The organism is Shewanella sp. HL-SH4 (assembly GCF_051164845.1).
Classification (GTDB): domain Bacteria; phylum Pseudomonadota; class Gammaproteobacteria; order Enterobacterales; family Shewanellaceae; genus Shewanella; species Shewanella glacialimarina.
The window spans coordinates 3557915-3575282 of sequence record NZ_CP195037.1 but is presented as its reverse complement, the minus strand read 5'-3'; the positions used below and the strand labels follow the sequence as shown (position 1 = coordinate 3575282).

At 40.1% G+C, this 17368-nt stretch carries 16 protein-coding genes and 1 pseudogene; 8 read left to right on the top strand and 9 right to left on the bottom strand.

Annotated features, from left to right (window positions below; genetic code table 11):
* Nucleotides 1-94: 94 nt before the first annotated feature.
* The gene (locus ACRWQL_RS16690; protein ID WP_434951157.1) at nt 95-832 is read left to right on the top strand and encodes a YciK family oxidoreductase; all 738 of its coding nucleotides are present in this window, start codon (nt 95-97) and stop codon (nt 830-832) included.
* A 105-nt stretch (nt 833-937) separates the two neighbouring features.
* Here ACRWQL_RS16690 and ACRWQL_RS16685 read toward each other — a convergent pair whose 3' ends face one another.
* The 6 genes from ACRWQL_RS16685 to pspA all read right to left on the bottom strand — a co-directional run bounded on the left by ACRWQL_RS16685 (nt 938) and on the right by pspA (nt 5399).
* A complete protein-coding gene (locus ACRWQL_RS16685) occupies nt 938-1264 on the bottom strand; it encodes a ComEA family DNA-binding protein (RefSeq protein ID WP_434931558.1) in 327 nt (108 codons plus the stop codon).
* Between the two features lie 138 nt (nt 1265-1402).
* Nucleotides 1403-2551 carry a TIGR01620 family protein gene (locus tag ACRWQL_RS16680; protein WP_434951155.1) on the bottom strand — a complete coding sequence of 383 codons (1149 nt, stop codon included), beginning with the start codon at nt 2549-2551 and terminating at the stop codon, nt 1403-1405.
* 18 nt (nt 2552-2569) lie between these two features.
* Entirely contained in the window at nt 2570-4027 is a 1458-nt protein-coding gene (locus ACRWQL_RS16675; protein ID WP_434951153.1) for a YcjX family protein, read from the bottom strand.
* A 46-nt stretch (nt 4028-4073) separates the two neighbouring features.
* Nucleotides 4074-4469 (bottom strand): envelope stress response membrane protein PspC, encoded by a 396-nt coding sequence (gene pspC / locus ACRWQL_RS16670; protein WP_434931554.1) that lies wholly within the window; start codon nt 4467-4469, stop codon nt 4074-4076.
* The gene (gene pspB, locus ACRWQL_RS16665; RefSeq protein ID WP_235089213.1) at nt 4462-4695 is read right to left on the bottom strand and encodes an envelope stress response membrane protein PspB; all 234 of its coding nucleotides are present in this window, start codon (nt 4693-4695) and stop codon (nt 4462-4464) included. Before pspB ends, pspC begins: the two co-directional genes overlap by 8 nt.
* A gap of 20 nt (nt 4696-4715) precedes the next feature.
* The gene (pspA, locus tag ACRWQL_RS16660) at nt 4716-5399 is read right to left on the bottom strand and encodes a phage shock protein PspA (protein ID WP_434931553.1); all 684 of its coding nucleotides are present in this window, start codon (nt 5397-5399) and stop codon (nt 4716-4718) included.
* Between the two features lie 177 nt (nt 5400-5576).
* Between pspA and pspF the strand changes: the two genes are divergently transcribed.
* From pspF to fabV, 7 genes and pseudogenes are all read left to right on the top strand, one after another.
* Nucleotides 5577-6695 (top strand): phage shock protein operon transcriptional activator, encoded by a 1119-nt coding sequence (pspF, locus tag ACRWQL_RS16655; RefSeq protein ID WP_434951151.1) that lies wholly within the window; start codon nt 5577-5579, stop codon nt 6693-6695.
* Between the two features lie 146 nt (nt 6696-6841).
* Nucleotides 6842-8467, top strand: a complete 1626-nt coding sequence (locus ACRWQL_RS16650) for an ABC transporter substrate-binding protein (RefSeq protein WP_434951149.1) — start codon at nt 6842-6844, stop codon at nt 8465-8467.
* A gap of 2 nt (nt 8468-8469) precedes the next feature.
* Nucleotides 8470-9501, top strand: coding sequence for an ABC transporter permease subunit (locus tag ACRWQL_RS16645; protein WP_434938408.1), 1032 nt, complete (start codon nt 8470-8472; stop codon nt 9499-9501).
* Nucleotides 9488-10379: pseudogene (locus ACRWQL_RS16640) on the top strand (ABC transporter permease subunit). Before ACRWQL_RS16645 ends, ACRWQL_RS16640 begins: the two are co-directional and overlap by 14 nt.
* Before the next feature lie 3 nt (nt 10380-10382).
* Entirely contained in the window at nt 10383-11393 is a 1011-nt protein-coding gene (locus ACRWQL_RS16635; protein WP_434926623.1) for an oligopeptide/dipeptide ABC transporter ATP-binding protein, read from the top strand.
* Nucleotides 11374-12159, top strand: coding sequence for a peptide ABC transporter ATP-binding protein (locus tag ACRWQL_RS16630; RefSeq protein ID WP_434926624.1), 786 nt, complete (start codon nt 11374-11376; stop codon nt 12157-12159). The genes ACRWQL_RS16635 and ACRWQL_RS16630 overlap by 20 nt, the downstream gene beginning before the upstream one ends.
* A 104-nt stretch (nt 12160-12263) precedes the next feature.
* Nucleotides 12264-13466, top strand: a complete 1203-nt coding sequence (gene fabV / locus ACRWQL_RS16625; protein ID WP_434926625.1) for an enoyl-ACP reductase FabV — start codon at nt 12264-12266, stop codon at nt 13464-13466.
* Between the two features lie 230 nt (nt 13467-13696).
* Here the strand turns inward: fabV and ACRWQL_RS16620 are convergent, their stop codons facing one another.
* The 3 genes from ACRWQL_RS16620 to ACRWQL_RS16610 all read right to left on the bottom strand — a co-directional run bounded on the left by ACRWQL_RS16620 (nt 13697) and on the right by ACRWQL_RS16610 (nt 17115).
* Nucleotides 13697-14623, bottom strand: a complete 927-nt coding sequence (locus ACRWQL_RS16620) for an AraC family transcriptional regulator (protein ID WP_434951147.1) — start codon at nt 14621-14623, stop codon at nt 13697-13699.
* A 134-nt stretch (nt 14624-14757) separates the two neighbouring features.
* Nucleotides 14758-16632 (bottom strand): SurA N-terminal domain-containing protein, encoded by a 1875-nt coding sequence (locus ACRWQL_RS16615; protein WP_434951145.1) that lies wholly within the window; start codon nt 16630-16632, stop codon nt 14758-14760.
* Between the two features lie 210 nt (nt 16633-16842).
* The gene (locus ACRWQL_RS16610) at nt 16843-17115 is read right to left on the bottom strand and encodes an HU family DNA-binding protein (protein WP_226414554.1); all 273 of its coding nucleotides are present in this window, start codon (nt 17113-17115) and stop codon (nt 16843-16845) included.
* Between the last annotated feature and the right edge of the window lie 253 nt (nt 17116-17368).

Sequence of the window (17368 nt, the reverse complement as noted above, 5' to 3'; positions counted from 1 at the left end):
CATACAAATATCAGTCATTTGTTTAAAACAGTCGTTTATGTTTTGTTCGATTGTAGATTTGACGGGCAGTTCCGTCCCAAGGAATTAATGAATCATGTTGGAATATCAAGCTAAAAAAGATCTCCTTAGTAATAAAATAATATTGGTTACAGGTGCTGGTGATGGCATTGGTCGCGTAGCGGCATTAACATTCGCTGCACATGGTGCCACGGTAATACTACTGGGTAAAACCGTTAAAAAACTTGAAAAAGTATACGATGAGATAGTGGCGCAGGGTTCACCAAATCCTGCGATAGTCCCTTTAGATTTAAGCGGCGCTACTGAGCAACATTATCTCGATATGGCCGACACCATTGCTGAACAGTTTGGGCAATTAGATGGCCTGTTACATAATGCTTCACACTTAGGCGCACTTGGGCCGTTTGAGCATATAGACTTAACATCACTAGAAAAAATAATGAAAGTGAATGTGACTGCAGCGGCGATTATGACTAAAGCATTGTTACCTGTAATGCGAAAAGCTAAAAATGCCTCTATCATCTTTACATCAAGCGGTGTTGGCAGAAAAGGTCGTGCCTATTGGGGACCCTATGCGTTTTCAAAATTTGCTACCGAAGGCATGATGCAAGTTCTGGCAGATGAATGTGAAAACACCTCAGTACGAGTAAACAGCATTAACCCTGGTGCTACTCGTACTGAAATGCGTGCAAAAGCTTACCCGGCTGAAAATCCACAAGCATTAAAAACGCCAGAAGATATCATGCCAACCTATGTGTTTTTAATGGGAGATGATTCGCTTAACACCAATGGCGAAGCTTTAAACGCACAATAAACAACTATCTACAAGCCGCAATTATCTATAACAAATATAGTTAAAAGGCAGTTGCAGTTAAATAAAAAGGAAGCTTAATGCTTCCTTTTTATTACCAGACTCGTTTTAAATAGCTAACCTGTCTGCATTTTGAGTTAATAGTTTTTCACCAATACCACTGACCTGAGTCAGCTGTTTTATATCGGTAAACTTACCATTTTTATTGCGATATTCGATGATTGCTTTCGCCTTTGCTTCGCCTATCCCATTAAGAGTTTGCAACTGTGCTGCATCCGCTTTATTCAGATTGACTTTAGCAGTCATTTTAGCGCTAGATTCAGTTGCAGCTTTTATGCTTGGCGTTGTTTCTTGTGCTGCATAGGCTGTATTATTAACAAAGGTACAAAGCATTATCGCCATCACAGCTGCAAGCCAAAAAGATGATATTTTCATGGTGTTCTCCTGTTATCCAAAATCAGAGCCTATATGCCGACTTCCCTATTCCCTGGCGGGCTCAATAATCTACTTCATCAGTAAAGCAGATAATAAGGCTAGACTAAGATTAAAAAACATACAAATCACCTTGTTAATTTATTGGTTTTTTTGCTTAATGACCTGCTCTTTTAATGCTTTTGACTGACTCAATGCATCAATCGTCAGCCCTTTTATCTCAGCCAATAAGTGTTGGTGTATTTTACTTAATTTTGGTTTATTCTTCGAATTGAACTGAATTGGTCGACATAGGCTCATCGCCTGATAACCCAACCTTGCCGTTAACAAACCACCACCTAAGCCCTGCGCGACTCGTGCGGAAAGTTTGCCTGTCAGCTCAACCGATAATAGTTGAGTGCCTAAATCAGTTGCCACTTCAGCTGTACCAGCATAAATGATATTAACAATAATCGAGCGAATGAGTTTAATTCGGCTCCAATAGCCAAGTTCAATGCCATAAACCTTGGCAATTTTTGAAATCATTGCTTGATTTCGCCATAATATCAACGCCATATCTAATGCAGCTAAAGGGCTAGCCGCCAGCAATAATGCCGACTCTGCAGCAAATCGAGCAACATACTGCTTAGCAAGTTCATCACGTTCGCTAAGGACTAAGTCATCAAAAAGTAGCACTTTTTCTGCATCATTGTGTTCCGCACTGACTTGGGATAAATACGCACGCTTGGCGTTATTATCAGGATAACGCTGTAATAATGTTTGAATATAAGCTTCAGCTTCCCCTATCTGCATGCTATCAGCTAATCGTGAACCTGTGTCTTGATCAACACTGACCTGCTTTAGTGCCGCTAACTTACGCCACTCTTTGATACTTACCATGGCAACCCAACTCATCACCACAGCCAGTGCCATAGAGTAGAAACTAAATAGATAAGGACTTGTCTCAAAGGCACTAATCAAACCCGTCACAGTTTGTACTATGACAAGCAGTGTAATAGCGAGTAAAGATAGCTTTGCCAGTAACGACCAACGATGTGGTTTTTTTGCCTCTTTTGTCACTTCATCTAGTACGCTCTCTGGCATCATTTGATTGAATTCATCGCTATCAGCGTCAACTTGCGACATAGATGACAATTCATCAATAAAATCGGCGTGATCAAAAGACTGTGCGGGTTTAATAGACTTTGACGCTGGAACTGAACGAATCTCTGAATGTTGTATTTCAGTCAATTCTTCAACGTCTTGTGCTGAAAACACTTTAGCCTGTTTTATTGTATTACTCTGTTCCATACAATTAATACTCACTAATTAGGCAAGCTTATCGCCTAGTAAAAACTCTAATAAATGATCCAAACGAATATGGGGATAAAGACGCTCTTGTGGATTAACACTGCTACCAGAAACAAAGTCCTGATAAGGCGGTGCAAAAGTTGGAAAACCAAACCCCTGTTGCCGCCAAAATTCAGCATCTGGTAAGTGGCTGGGCACATCACCAGGGTAAAGGGTGATTAATTTTCCCGTTTTATCGCGCCCTTTGATCACTTCTTGTTGGCCATCAGCTGTATTAATCATCCCATGCTGAGTCGCTTTAATCGCACTAACTGCCATGGTTTCGACTTCACAACCTTCAAAACGAGCAAAATGCTGGCTTTGTTTTAGCATGTCAGTTAATAGACTCAAAATATGACTTTGTTGACCTCGGGTTACACGATCCACCTGACTTGCGGCAAAAAGCACCTTATCAATTTTTGGCGAAAACAGGCGTTTTAGTAAACTCGACTGCCCAAACTGAAAACTTTCCATAATACTATTTAATGCCAATCCCATATCATTGAACTGGCTCTGCCCATGGTTTAGACCGTTTAAGCAATCAACCAACACCACCTGGCGATCAAACTTAGCAAAATGATCCTTATAAAATGGTTTAACCACCTGAATAACATATTGCTGGTAGCGCTTTTTTAGCACCTGATAAGTGCTAGCGGGATCAGACTGACTCAGCTCAGCATGCTGAGCGGGCGATAATGACAATAATGGAAAGAATGTTAGCAGCGGGGTATTTTCGTACTCACCAGGCAATAGCATTCTTCCAGGTTGAGCAAAATAAAAGCCCTGCTTATGCACCATGTCTTGTAAAAGATGCTGATAACCATCTGCTATTTGCTTTAACACTTGCTCATCGGCAGGGGCTGATAAATCGAGTGCTGTGACTTGTTTTGCAAATGCACTATATAAAGGGGAGCTTTGTAATCGCCTCACGCCCTGCTGCTGACTTAAGCACCAGGCGGTAAAATCTTGTTTTAACATAGGTAAGTCGAGCAGCCACTCACCAGGATAATCTACAATATCAACAATCAAAGTCGCTGAGTCAGTTAGCTTAGCTAACACACCTTGCTCTGGACGATACTTAATCGCTAGGCGCAGTTCAGTAATATTTCGTGTCGATGGTGGCCAAAGCGGAGGCTGTTCACCCAAAGCTTGCATTGCGCTTTGATAATCAAAACTGGCGATATCAAGATCAGGTTGTAATGATCGCTTTACCGCCAGTAAACGCCCGTCACGCGCAACTTGCCACAAAGGTAAAGGATTTTTATCGAAGTTCACACCAGCATGTAGCAGCTGATTCACCAATCCAGTAATAAATGCGGTTTTACCAGCACCAGATAAACCCGTTACCGCTAGGCGAACATGTCGGTCGGTACTGCGATGAAGTAAAGATTGGGCTGACTGAGTTATTTTATTGAGCGATCGATCCAGTAAACTCATGGCTGATTCCAAATAAAATAAGGGCGGATAACCGCCCTAGATTTGATTACAGACTATTGATTTGGCGTTTCAAATCAAATGTGTCTGAAGTAACATGTTGTTCAAGCTTTTGTAATCGAGCTTCCAATGTTGAAAACTGTCGATTGACATCAAACAATGCCTGTTTTGCTGGCTCGCCCGCTTGCCAAACTTTCTTTTTAAGCTCAATGTCTTTATGGTTGTCTTGGTGCTGTTGCACTCGCGGTTTTACATCTAAAATCATCCACATTGCGATATAAATGACTAAGATTACACCGCTACCACCGAGTAAAAATATTGATGCAGCGACCACTCTGACCAACCACACTTCAAAATTTAAATACTCTGCAATCCCCGCACATACACCTGCAATTTTACCCGTTTGGGGAATTCGGTATAAGGTTCGCGCTTTAGGTTCACTCATGTTTGGTCCTCCATTCTGGAGATTCACTGTCAAGAATTGCTTCAAGCGTATGAATACGACCACCCATCTTTTCCGCTTTAGCAATTAAATCATTTAGTTGGTTAAATTCTTCTTCAGTGAGCCCCTGGCTCACTTGTCGCTTACTGCGATAATGAAGAACCAACCAGATAGGTGCCACAATAACCAAAAAGATGATAATTGGTGCAATAAGAAGATCCATATCCATAACTCACCTCTGAAAAATTATTATACTTTTGATTTAGGTTGGTTTTTCGCTTTCATCTTTGCTTTTAATGCAGCTAGCTCATCGTTAACTGAGTCTTCAGCTTTAAGCGCGGCAAACTCATCATCTAAGGTCGATTTCTTGCCTAAATCATAAGCGTCAACTTGCGCTTCAAGTCCTTCAACACGACGCTCGTATTGTTCGAACTTCATCATAGCATCATCAATTTTACTTGAATCAAGTTGCTTTTTAACTTCTAAACGAGAAGTCGCTGTTTGCTTACGCATGATTATCGTCTTTTGACGGGCACGCGCATCGGTTAGCTTATCTTGTAATTGCGCCACTTCATCTTTCAAACGAGCAATGTGTTCTTCAACAACCTTTAATTCCGCTTCAAGCGTTGCCAGCAAACCAGCTGTTTTTTGCTTTTCAACCAACGCAGCTTTAGCTAAGTCTTCACGATCTTTTGAAATAGCTAATTCAGCTTTATCTTCCCAATCCTGTACTTGCTCTTGCACTCGGCTAATACGACGAAGTAGTTCTTTTTTCTCAGCTAACACTTTTGCTGAAGTAGAACGCACTTCTACGACTGTATCTTCCATTTCCTGGATGATAAGGCGAACCATTTTTTCTGGATCTTCGGCCTTATCAAGTATTGCGCTGATGTTTGAATTAACGATATCAGCAAAGCGAGAGAAAATTCCCATAATGTGTTCCTCAAAGTTATATGTAGATGTCGCATAGACTAATACATTATGTGTGCCAACATTTACAAATACTCTATTTTCAGTTACTTAAAGTGAAAATGATGTTTTTCTTTATTTATTCTCTTAAGCCATCTATTATGATTTTCACCAATAATTAGCGTAAAAGACTAAAATACTGTGAATAAGCAATTTCAGCAAGATAACCTTATCGGTCAATCCAATGCGTTACTCGAAGTATTAGAGCATGTATCTAAAATAGCCCCTTTGTCAAAGCCTGTGCTTATTATTGGTGAACGTGGCACAGGTAAAGAGCTAATCGCAGAGCGGCTACATTATCTTTCCGGTCGGTGGGATCAGAGTTTTATCAAACTGAATTGCTCTTCTTTAAGTGAAAACTTGCTCGAAAGCGAACTTTTTGGTCACGAATCTGGCGCATTTACTGGAGCTAAAGGAAAACACGAAGGCCGTTTTGAGCGGGCCGACGGCGGCACCTTATTTTTAGATGAGCTAGCAAATACCTCTGGGCTTATTCAAGAAAAATTATTACGGGTAATTGAATATGGTGAATTTGAACGTGTGGGCGGCAGTAAAACGGTGCAAACCGATGTGCGCTTGATATGTGCGGCAAATGAAGATTTACCTGCACTGGCTGAATCCGGTGAATTTAGAGCAGACTTATTAGACCGATTAGCATTTGATGTAATAACTTTACCACCACTGCGTTGTCGTACAGAAGATATTATGGACTTAGCTGAATACTTTGCCATCAGTATGGCTAGGCAACTCAAACTAGAATATTTTGGCGGTTTTAGTCCTTTAGCTGTTGAACAATTATTAAGTTATACCTGGCCAGGTAATATACGAGAACTTAAAAACGTGGTTGAACGTAGCGTATATCGAGAAGGTAGTGAGGGGCAGCAAATAGATCATATTATTCTTGACCCTTTCGCATCTCCTTATAGACCACAAACTCGTGTTAAAACCAAAGAGCGTCAACAGGCATTTATTCAGCCCGTTATTTCGAATAATGTCGATGAGACAAACACTGAGTCGATGGGTATAGAAGCGAGCCCTTCCATAGAGTCATCAACTTCACAGAGCCATCACGGGCAAACAACACAATTACCTCCAATCAACTTCCCTATCGACTTTAAAGAGTACACAGAAAAACAAGAAGTCACCTTATTACAATTAGCCTTAGCTGAAAGCCAGTTTAATCAGAAGAAAACCGCTGAAAACTTAGGCCTTAGCTATCATCAACTACGGGGGATTCTAAAAAAATACAACTTATTGTGAAGCTAAACTCTCTGTTTGCCCTTTAATTCAATATTCATTTAAAGGGCAAAGATAAAAACTAAAAAAAACAATTTAATAACTTGTTTGCTCCCAAGATATTTACACTGCTAAAATAGCTCTTCAGACTCATAAAATACGATTTAGCTATGGCAATGTCTTTAAGACAACAGATTCAGCATATGTTTATATGTCTTGGCGGACTTATACTCAGTGCGTGTGGTCAAGCAACCCTCCCCCCAGGGCTGGTATATTGTAGTGAAGGTAACCCAGAAAGTTTTAACCCTCAACTTGTCACTTCAGGCACAACTATCGACGCCACTTCCCATCAAATATACAGTCGGTTAGTTAATTACGACCCTGAACTGGGTGATATTGTGCCAGGGTTAGCCACTGAGTGGCACATTAGTGATGATGGTTTAAATTATACTTTTGTGCTGCGTAATGATGTTTTATTTCACCAAACAAGTCGCTTTAAACCACAAAGAGCGTTCAATGCAGACGACGTTTTATTCTCGTTTAATCGCATTATTGACTCGCAACACCCTTATCATTTCGTTAGTCGCACCGGTTATCCATTTTTTCAAAGCATCGGTTTTGATAAACTTATTGGTTCAATTGAAAAAATTGATTCTCACCATGTGGTTTTCCACTTGAATCGTAAAGATGCTTCATTTTTATCAAATTTAGCTACAGACTTTGCGGTGATACTGTCTGCAGAATATGGCGACATGTTGCTTAAAAATGGAGAACCCGAACAGATAGATTTCCAGCCTATTGGCACTGGCCCATTTCAATTAAATCAATATGTCAAAAATGAGTACATTCGTTACAACAGGCATCCTTATTATTGGGGAGCGGCGGCAGACATTGAGCATTTAGTTTTTGATATCACACCTAAAAGCACTGCGCGTATTACCAAATTAATTACCGGCGACTGCAGTGTATCAGCCTTGCCTAAAGCTGGAGAGTTAGCAGTAATAGACCAGCATAAGCATATCAAAGTGGATATTAAACCTGGGCTTAATGTTGCATTTTGGGCGCTCAACACTCAAAAGCCACCTTTAAATGACATTAAGGTCCGACGCGCGCTGGCACACGCTATTGATAAACAAAATATTTTAGACGTGGTATATAATGGCATTGCAGTAGAAGCAAAAGGGATTTTACCGCCCGCGTCATGGGCATATTCTGATAATATCAATGCCAATAACTATGATCCTGCAAAAGCTAAAGCACTATTAAATGAAGCCGGTATTGATAAATTATCAATTGATATCTGGGCAATGCCAGTGGCGCGAGTTTATAACCCTAACGCCCTTAAAACAGCAGAATTAATTCAAGCTGATTTGGCTAAAATTGGCGTCAAAATCAATATCGTTTCATATGATTGGAGTGTCTTTACACAAAAACTTATCCGTGATGATTATGATTCTGTGCTAATTGGATGGAACGCAGATAATAGCGATCCTGACAACTTCTTTACTCCTTTACTTAGCTGCGCAGCTTTAGCATCGCACAATAACCGTTCAAAATGGTGCCAAAAAGATTTTGATCACTTACTAACCAGTGCTCAAAATACTACTGAACGTGAAGCGCGTAAGGCAATATACCAAGCAGCTGAAGCCATACTGAGTGATCAAGTTCCGCTTATTCCTATTGCGCATGCTCAGAAGGTTATTTTAAAGAAAGACACTATAACCTCAATGCAAGTAAGGCCCTATGGCGGCATTGCATTTGCAAAAATAGTTGAGAAAACACCAGAGAGTAAATAATTATGTGGCAATATTTTTTTAGACGCAGCAGTTTGTTTTTAGCCACAACCTTGATTATGATGGCCGTATTATTTTATGCCACTCATCTATTCCCCGTAGATCAGACCTACGCTTTAACCGGTATTCAACAACCGACCAATCAACAATTCGTTCAAATATATCAAGACTTTAAACTAGATAGTAATGATGTAAGACAATTTATCGCTTATGTACAACAACGTTTTTCAGGCAACATGGGCATTTCCATAAACTCACAACAACCTGTTTATGACGAATTAAAAGCGGTGCTACCCGCATCATTTGAATTATCACTATTCTCAGGCGCTATCGCATTATTTTTAGGCGTACCAATTGGAATTATTGCGGCGCTGAGCAAAAATAAACTTGTCCAGGGTAGTATATTAGGACTTACCTTGACCGGTTATTCCACTCCGATATTTTGGCTTGGATTAACCTTATCACTTTGGTTTGGCGTAAATTTAGGCTGGTTGCCTATCTCTGGGCAAATAAATTTACTTTATCAAATTGAGCCTGTCACTGGTTTCATGTTAATTGATACCTTGCTATCCGATTCCGCTTATCGGCTTCAAGCTTTTGTCGATGCCATCATGCACTTGATTTTGCCCGCTATTACACTTGCGGTTTTGCCCTTTACCTTAATAGTGCGCATTACACATCAGGCAATGTTACATGTGATGAATCAAACCTATATTCGTGCTGCTGAAGCTAGGGGCCTACACACATTCAAAATTATTATTCGCCACGCATTACCAAATGCAATGATACCTGTGCTTAAAAGCATCGGGATTATGTTAGGCTCATTTGCGAGCTATGGTATTGTTGTGGAAGTTATTTTTTCATGGCCGGGAGTAGGTAGCTGGTTAGTATCAGGTATTTACCAACGTGACTATACCGTCATTCAAGCAGGTATATTTTCTGTTTCACTGTTAATTATCTTTTTAAGCATACTGATTGAATTTATCCATACAGTGATCAATCCAATGAGCAAAAAGGAACTGTATGCCTCCTATTAAGATTTACAAACAAGACTATATTGCTACCCCTGCTGGTAGGGTATGGAAAGCATTTTCTAAAAATCCATTTGCACTTATTGGATTGTGGGGGGGTTTGTTTTTTATTATTACTCACTATTTTAGCCCCCTTTATTGCCCCTTATTCTGTTAATGAGCAGAATCAACAAATTTTATTACTGCCCCCTTCTTGGGATCCATTAGGGCACGTGGAATACTTTTTAGGCACTGACGATCTCGGGCGAGACATATTCAGCCGTATTTTACACGGTGTTCAGCTAACGTTTGGCATGTCACTTATTATTGTAAGCTGCGCACTATTCTTTGGATTTTTAATCGGTTCGATTTCCGGCATGATGCGAGGGCTAAAGTCTAGTATTTTAGGGCATTTACTCGATGCTCTTTTATCTATTCCATCATTATTAATGGCCATATTAGTGGTCGCGGTTATAGGGCCAGGACTTTATAACGTATTCTGGGCGGTTGGAATCGCTATGGTGCCGCAGTTTATTCGCACAATCCATCAGGCTGTTCATGAAGAATTACAAAAAGAATATGTCACTGCCGCTAGGCTTGACGGTGCTAATAATCTGCAAATTTTTTGGTATGTTATTATGCCAAATGTATGGGAAGTACTTATTATTCAAATTACTATGGCTATTTCGGCAGCCATTTTAGATATTGCTGCGTTAGGTTTTTTAAACCTTGGCGCCCAGGCACCGAGTCCAGAATGGGGCGCGATGATTGCACAGGGCTTAGATAATTTATTACTGGCGCCCTGGACTGTTACCATTCCTGGTGTAGCTATATTATTCAGCGTACTTGCCGTTAACCTGGTTGGTGACGGTTTACGATCCGCTATTGCACCAATAAGAAACTAATTTATGCCATTACTCGATATTCGAAACCTAACAATAGAACTCGATACCGACCACGGTAGAGTGGCGGTATTAGAAAAGGTCAGTCTCACCATGAACCCTGGAGAAATTCATGGTTTGGTGGGAGAGTCAGGTTCAGGACGAAGTATATTAGCTAAAGCCATTTTGGGAATTTTAGGCACTAACTGGTATGTTATGGCTGACAGAATGATGTTTGATGGCAAAGACTTACTCGAATTAACCGCCAAAGAGCGCCGCTGCTTAATGGGCAGCGATATGGCAATGATCTTTCAAGACCCATCGGGCAGTCTTGATCCGGTAAAAACCGTCGGTAGCCAATTAATTGAAGCTATGGTACCTAACAAAAATGTTCCTTTTTGGCGTAGAGCCAAAGATACCTACCTAAACGCGCAAAAATGGTTACATAAGGTGGGCATCAAAAGCCCTAAATCCTTGATGAAGTGCTATCCATGGGAATTATCAGAAGGTGAATGCCAGAAAGTCATGATAGCTATGGCGGTTGCGAATCACCCCAAGTTATTAATTGCGGATGAACCGACAAACTCGATGGAACAAAATACTCAGGCACAGATATTTAGGTTATTATCACAGTTAAATCAGCTGCAAAATGTGTCGATTTTATTAGTTAGCCATGAACTTGAAACATTAGTCCAATATTGCGATCATTTAACCGTATTATACGGTGGTCAAATGATGGAGTCTGGCCCCACAGATGAGATAGTTGCGAGTCCGTTTCATCCGTATACCCGTGCACTTTTAAAGAACTTACCTGATTACACGGGTAAAATGCGACATAAATCTGATTTACCAACACTGCAAGGATCATCTCCTTCAATTCAAAATCTCCCTGCAGGTTGCAGATTAGGGCCTCGATGCCCTGAAGCTAAACGACAATGTGTCAAACAGCCTAAAATAGAGCACGTTAAAGATCGTGCATTTGCCTGCCACTTTCCATACAAAAATGAGCAAGAAGCCGATGACAACACCTTTGCTTAAAGTGACCAACCTGAGTAAGCAATACTTAACAGGTTACAAAGGGTTCGTACCACAATATTATGATGCACTATTACCCGTATCCTTTGAGCTAGGGCGTGGCGAAACATTGGCAATTGTCGGTGAAGTGGGCTCAGGAAAATCAACCCTTGCGCGTATTTTAGTGGGTGCAGAACAAAGAAGTAGTGGTGATATTTTTTTTGAAGGTGAAGCCTTAGAGTCACGTAATGTAAAACAGCGTTGCCGCTTAATCAGAATGATTTTCCAAGACCCAAACACCTCGTTAAATCCAAGATTAACCATTGGTGAATTACTCAATGAACCACTTAAGTTTAGTACAAGCCTTACCGTTGAAGAGCGACGGGTGCAAGTAATTGATACTTTGCGTAAGGTTGGTTTATTGCCTGAGCACGTTAATTTTTATCCCCATATGGTATCAGAAGGTCAAAAACAGCGTGTTGCCGTTGCGCGAGCATTAATGCTAAATCCCAAAATTATTATTGCCGATGAAGCATTAACCGCACTTGATTTATCTGTTCGGTCACAAATCATTAACTTATTGTTAAAATTACAAAAAGAACTCGGTTTATCTTATATATTTGTATCGCATAACTTAAATATCATCCGCCATATCAGCGATAAAATTATGGTGCTTCACAATGGCTGTATGGTAGAAAAAGCAAATACTGCAGACTTATTCACTTCGCCTCAGCATGAATACACCCAAAGGCTCATTCAAGAACAAACTCATTTCATGCAAAAGCGTTAAACTGCTCCAACCACTGGCCTAAATGGCAACTTTACACAAAAATAAGTGCCATTTCATCGACGATCTAATTATCCTAGTGCCAACGACAAAGGAAGAACTGACTTATGATTATTAAACCAAAAATTCGTGGCTTTATATGTACCACAACCCATCCTGTTGGTTGTGAAGCTAACGTAAAAGAACAAATCGATTTAACTAAAGCAAAAGGTAAAATCACTAATGGTCCTAAAAAGGTATTAGTGGTCGGTTCATCTAGTGGCTATGGCTTATCTTCACGTATCGCTTCAGCATTTGGTAGTGACGCAGCTACAATCGGTGTATTTTTCGAAAAACCAAGCTCAGAAACTAAACCCGGTACAGCAGGTTGGTATAATTCTGCCGCGTTTGATAAGTTTGCTAAAGCCGAAGGTTTATATTCAAAAAGCATTAACTGTGATGCATTTAGCCATGAAGCAAAGCAAAAGGTTATTGAGCTTATCAAACAAGACTTAGGTCAAATTGATATGGTGGTATATTCACTTGCCTCACCTGTGCGTAAACTGCCCGATACCGGTGAAGTTATTCGTTCATCATTAAAGCCAATAGGTGAAACCTACAGTGCAACCGCAGTGGATACTAATAAAGACACTATTATTGAAACCTCCGTTGAACCCGCTACTGAGCAAGAGATTGCAGATACAGTTACCGTTATGGGCGGCGAAGATTGGGAATTGTGGATTGAAGCACTTTCACAAGCAGGTGTACTTGCTGACGGTTGTAAAACAGTCGCCTACAGCTACATTGGTACAGAAATCACTTGGCCTATCTACTGGCATGGCGCCCTTGGCAAAGCTAAAATGGATTTAGATCGTGCTGCTCATTCATTAAATAACAAACTAGCCACTAAAGGCGGCTCAGCCAATGTTGCTGTATTGAAGAGTGTTGTGACTCAAGCCAGCTCGGCGATCCCTGTTATGCCATTGTATATCGCTATGGTATTCAAGAAAATGCGTGAAGAAGGTCTTCACGAAGGCTGTATGGATCAAATTTACCGTATGTTCAGTGAGCGTTTATTCCGTGCTGATGGTCAAGCTCCTGCTGTGGACGACACTAATCGTTTACGTTTAGATGACTGGGAATTACGTGAAGAAATTCAAAAGCATTGTCGTGATTTATGGCCACTCGTAACCACAGAAAACTTATCTGAACTTGCGGACTACCGAGAATATAAAGAAGAGTTTTTGAAGCTATTTGGCTTTGGTATTGACGGTATTGATTACGAAGCAGACGTAAACCCGAATGTAGAGTTTGATGTTGTTAGTTTATAAACAATAGATTCAGTTATTAAAAAACCAGCCTACTTGGCTGGTTTTTCTTTTTTAAGCGAGGTAAGACTTAATAAAAGTGGGCTAAGTACACATTCACTCAAAGAGCTCTTCCCTCTTTCTAGATAAGCCTCTGAAGCACCTTGTCCTCACTTTAACAACGCTAACGCATTAATCACTGGCACATTAAATTAACCGGGTATTAAATCACTCACATATTGAACCATAGTGATCTAACTTACCGCTAAATAAACTTTCACATGCACGTCGTCAATAGTGTCAGTAAGATCAAAACGCTCAAAGGTTAGTGGGTGCTCTGTAAGGGTAAAATCATTTTTAGCTAGCCATATGCTGTACAGATAGCTAATTTTACTTTGTAGCGCTATTTCAGAGCCTTTATGCTCGAAAGTAGCGTATGTTCCGCTTGGTGTCGCGCTCGCTTTAAAATATTCTGAATCAGCCATTACAACCTTTAGATCACTCAATTTGGCTGTAGGTACACTCACACCAATATCAATCGCGTAGTTCATACTCATATTTTGTGGCAAACTATAAACAAAATTAAATGTTCGGTTATCTAAGAGTGTTAATTGATGTGCTTTTCTAAAGGCGATTAACGCCTGAATAGTTTGCGGTAAATAAACTTTAGCTCCGCGATGTTTAATCAGCACTAAATCAAGTTTATCTAGCTGTATGATTTCAATATTTACATCAGTATCAGTTAAGGTGTTATGCCCCTGCGATAATGTTTTTAGTGGCTGTTGTTTTATAAAGAAATTAGCCCAATCGGGTGCTTGCCTAAAAGCTTGTGGAGTTTGACCAATACTTGATGTAAAAGCTTTGGTAAACTCAACAGTGGATGAATACCCAGCTGCTTTTGCAACCTCAAGGATACTGACACTCTTATCAAACCCTAAGGTTTGAGCCGCTTCAATATTTCTCAATAACGCGATATAGTCTCCAACTTGAGTGTGATACAAACTATAAAAAATAAACTCAAAATGGTTTAAAGGTCCCCCCGCCTTAGCAGACAATCGCTCAAGGGACAGGTTTTCATTTAAGTGATTATCAATAAGTTGTAAAACACCTTCAAATTGCTGCTCAAGATCCACAGTAAAGCCTCTTAAAATCATATTTAATCGAGATAAGCCTGAGAACATAGCTCATTAAATTCATTATATAAACAGATGCTGTAAAAGCGATATAAGTCATCGATAAGATGATAAAGCAAATAAAAAAAGCCAAGGTTAAATAAACCTTGGCTTTTTTAGCATCGTGATAATGTAACTAAAAATTATTCAGCTACAGGATATTCAATCTGTGCTTTAGACTTTAACGAATCTATCACAGCACGGTAATCCGCTTGACCATATTGACGTGATAAACCGTCTTTAATCGACTGCAACAAACTAGCATCAATATTTTCAGCAGCGTTAACTTTATCAAGTACAACAACAGCATAACCTGCACCTAATGCAACGGTATCAATTGACACAGCTTCTGCTTCTGGTGCTGGCATTTTGAATGCTTTATTAGCAATCGCAGCGTCAACATCTTGATTAAAGCGATCTAATTTAGCCACAGTGATTAATTCTGCTCCACTAATAGCAAAATCACCCGTTTTAAGCTGAGTCATATAAGTAGCCGCTTTTTCACGTGCCGCTTCATTGGCTTTATCATACTTAAGACGTTGTACGATTTGCGCTTCAACTTTGTCAAAACTCATGGTACCGGCATCTTGATGCTGCTTAACACGGATAACGACAACATGATTAGGGTCAAGCTCAATCACTTCGCTGTTCATGCCACTGCTCAGTACTTGATCTGAGAATGCCGCTTTGACTAAATCAGGCTTGTTTAAATTAGCCGGTGGATTATCTCGAGTAAACAAAGCTGTTGTCTGAACTTCTTTATTCACTGCATTAGCAGTATCAATTAATGTGTCAGGGATTTCATAGCTAGTATCTGCAAGCTTAGTTTGTAAGCCATAGAATATACTTAATGCTTTTGTCTCTTTAATTTGAGCAATAATTTTAGCTTTAACATCATCAAACGCAGCAATTGCGCCTGGCTGAACATCAACTAGTTTGATAATGTGGAAACCAAATTCACCTTTAACAACCGCTGATACTTGACCTTTTTCAAGACTGAATAAGACTTCATCAAACGCGGCATCCATAACGCCTTGCTCAAACCAATCGATTTGACCACCTTGCTCGGCACTGAATTTATCATCAGATTCCGTTTTCGCTAATTCAGCAAAATCTTCACCTGCTGCAATACGTGCTGCAATCGCATCTAACTTTGCTTCATCAGCTGCATCATCACCACTCGCTGCATAAATATGACTCGCTAAACGCTTTTCAGGTGTTTGATACTGTGATTGATTGTCTTGATAATATTCAGTCGCTTCAGCATCATCAACAACAATATCGCTGACCATATCTTTCACATTTAATTCAACATACTCAAGGCTGACAAGCTCTGGGCTCATAAACTGCATTAAGTTAGCATCATAAAACGCTTTAGTTTCTTCAGCAGTAACATCAGCTGATACTAAAAAAGGTGTTGAATCAACAGAGATATAACGAATATCACGGGTTTGACTTTGTACTTCAGCAAGCTGTTTTGCTTCACCATCAAGTACAAACTCACTACCGACTAACGCCTTTAATAACTGACTACGCGTCATATCAACACGCATCATATTGCGAAATGTGACTGGCTGATAGTTCAATTGACGCAATACTGCTTGATAACGATCGTTATCAAACTGGCCGTCGGTTTGAAATGCGGGTTCAGTGTAAATAGCTTGTTTTATTTGCTCATCAGAAACACGTAAACCAAGGTCAACAGCGGCTTGATCGACAAGTGTGTTTGCGACTAAACGATCTAACACACCTTTCTTGATGCCTTGCATATAGCTGTCATCTGCAGATAAAGCATCAAACATTTCGCCATATTGTTGTTTTAAACTAGCACGCTCGTTTTGGAAAGCTTGTTCTAATTCAGTTTCAGGAATTTCAATTCCATTAACAATAGCAGCAGGTACACCAGTACTAGAGCCTAAATAGCTACTAACACCAGCAAAAGCAAATGAAAATATCACAAGCACTAGAATCGTTTTAGCAACAATTCCCTGTGATCCTTCGCGGATTTTTTCTAACATCTGAATTCTCGCTTGTTGCGATTAAAATAAAAAGGCGCATCTCTTGTGATGCGCCTTGTTTACATGGAGTTATCAGACGCTACCAAGGGTACAACCCAATACTCCGAATATCAGTGAACTTAACAACTGACATTCCATTTCGTAAAAAGCACCGCCAAAGCAGTGCTTAACTCACGAATGCCTAACAAAAGGCGACGTAATTAACTCTTTTTAGTTAACAGCGTCTTTTAGTGATTTGCCAGCTTTGAACGCAGGAATGTTCGCAGCAGCAATTTTAATTTCTTTACCCGTTTGCGGGTTACGGCCAGTACGCTCAGCACGTTGACGTACTTCAAAAGTACCAAAACCAACTAGAGAAATTTTCTGACCGTCTTGTAAACCTTCAGTCACTGCAGCAATAAATGAGTCTAACGCACGACCAGCAGCAGCTTTAGAAATATCAGCACCAGAAGCAATTTTCTCGATTAGTTCAGATTTGTTCATGTCATCCCCTTGAATGTTATTGTCGCGCCGCAACCAAATCCATGTTTAGAGCGGTCTGCGGAGGCTTTTTGTTAAAAACTCAACACTATGTCAAATTTTATAGAAAACCAAAAAAATAAAAATTGGATACAGCTCAAAGTCAGATGCGCCAAGGGCTTGGTGTGTCTGACTCTCCACAAACCTAGGCTACCACAGCTCAGCGTTTTGTTAAGCCCCTTTTTTCACTTTTTTCATGCTCTAGAGCAATTTTTTC

What these genes read in the sequence shown, in the direction of transcription:
- ACRWQL_RS16685 (WP_434931558.1), bottom strand. Translation starts at nt 1,264, where the DNA reads ATGAAAATATCATCTTTTTGGCTTGCAGCTGTGATGGCGATAATGCTT.
- ACRWQL_RS16690 (WP_434951157.1), top strand. Translation starts at nt 95, where the DNA reads ATGTTGGAATATCAAGCTAAAAAAGATCTCCTTAGTAATAAAATAATA.
- ACRWQL_RS16615 (WP_434951145.1), bottom strand. Translation starts at nt 16,632, where the DNA reads ATGTTAGAAAAAATCCGCGAAGGATCACAGGGAATTGTTGCTAAAACG.
- ACRWQL_RS16630 (WP_434926624.1), top strand. Translation starts at nt 11,374, where the DNA reads ATGACAACACCTTTGCTTAAAGTGACCAACCTGAGTAAGCAATACTTA.
- fabV (WP_434926625.1), top strand. Translation starts at nt 12,264, where the DNA reads ATGATTATTAAACCAAAAATTCGTGGCTTTATATGTACCACAACCCAT.
- ACRWQL_RS16620 (WP_434951147.1), bottom strand. Translation starts at nt 14,623, where the DNA reads ATGTTCTCAGGCTTATCTCGATTAAATATGATTTTAAGAGGCTTTACT.
- ACRWQL_RS16645 (WP_434938408.1), top strand. Translation starts at nt 8,470, where the DNA reads ATGTGGCAATATTTTTTTAGACGCAGCAGTTTGTTTTTAGCCACAACC.
- pspB (WP_235089213.1), bottom strand. Translation starts at nt 4,695, where the DNA reads ATGGATATGGATCTTCTTATTGCACCAATTATCATCTTTTTGGTTATT.
- ACRWQL_RS16610 (WP_226414554.1), bottom strand. Translation starts at nt 17,115, where the DNA reads ATGAACAAATCTGAACTAATCGAGAAAATTGCTTCTGGTGCTGATATT.
- pspC (WP_434931554.1), bottom strand. Translation starts at nt 4,469, where the DNA reads ATGAGTGAACCTAAAGCGCGAACCTTATACCGAATTCCCCAAACGGGT.
- pspA (WP_434931553.1), bottom strand. Translation starts at nt 5,399, where the DNA reads ATGGGAATTTTCTCTCGCTTTGCTGATATCGTTAATTCAAACATCAGC.
- ACRWQL_RS16680 (WP_434951155.1), bottom strand. Translation starts at nt 2,551, where the DNA reads ATGGAACAGAGTAATACAATAAAACAGGCTAAAGTGTTTTCAGCACAA.
- ACRWQL_RS16675 (WP_434951153.1), bottom strand. Translation starts at nt 4,027, where the DNA reads ATGAGTTTACTGGATCGATCGCTCAATAAAATAACTCAGTCAGCCCAA.
- ACRWQL_RS16650 (WP_434951149.1), top strand. Translation starts at nt 6,842, where the DNA reads ATGGCAATGTCTTTAAGACAACAGATTCAGCATATGTTTATATGTCTT.
- ACRWQL_RS16635 (WP_434926623.1), top strand. Translation starts at nt 10,383, where the DNA reads ATGCCATTACTCGATATTCGAAACCTAACAATAGAACTCGATACCGAC.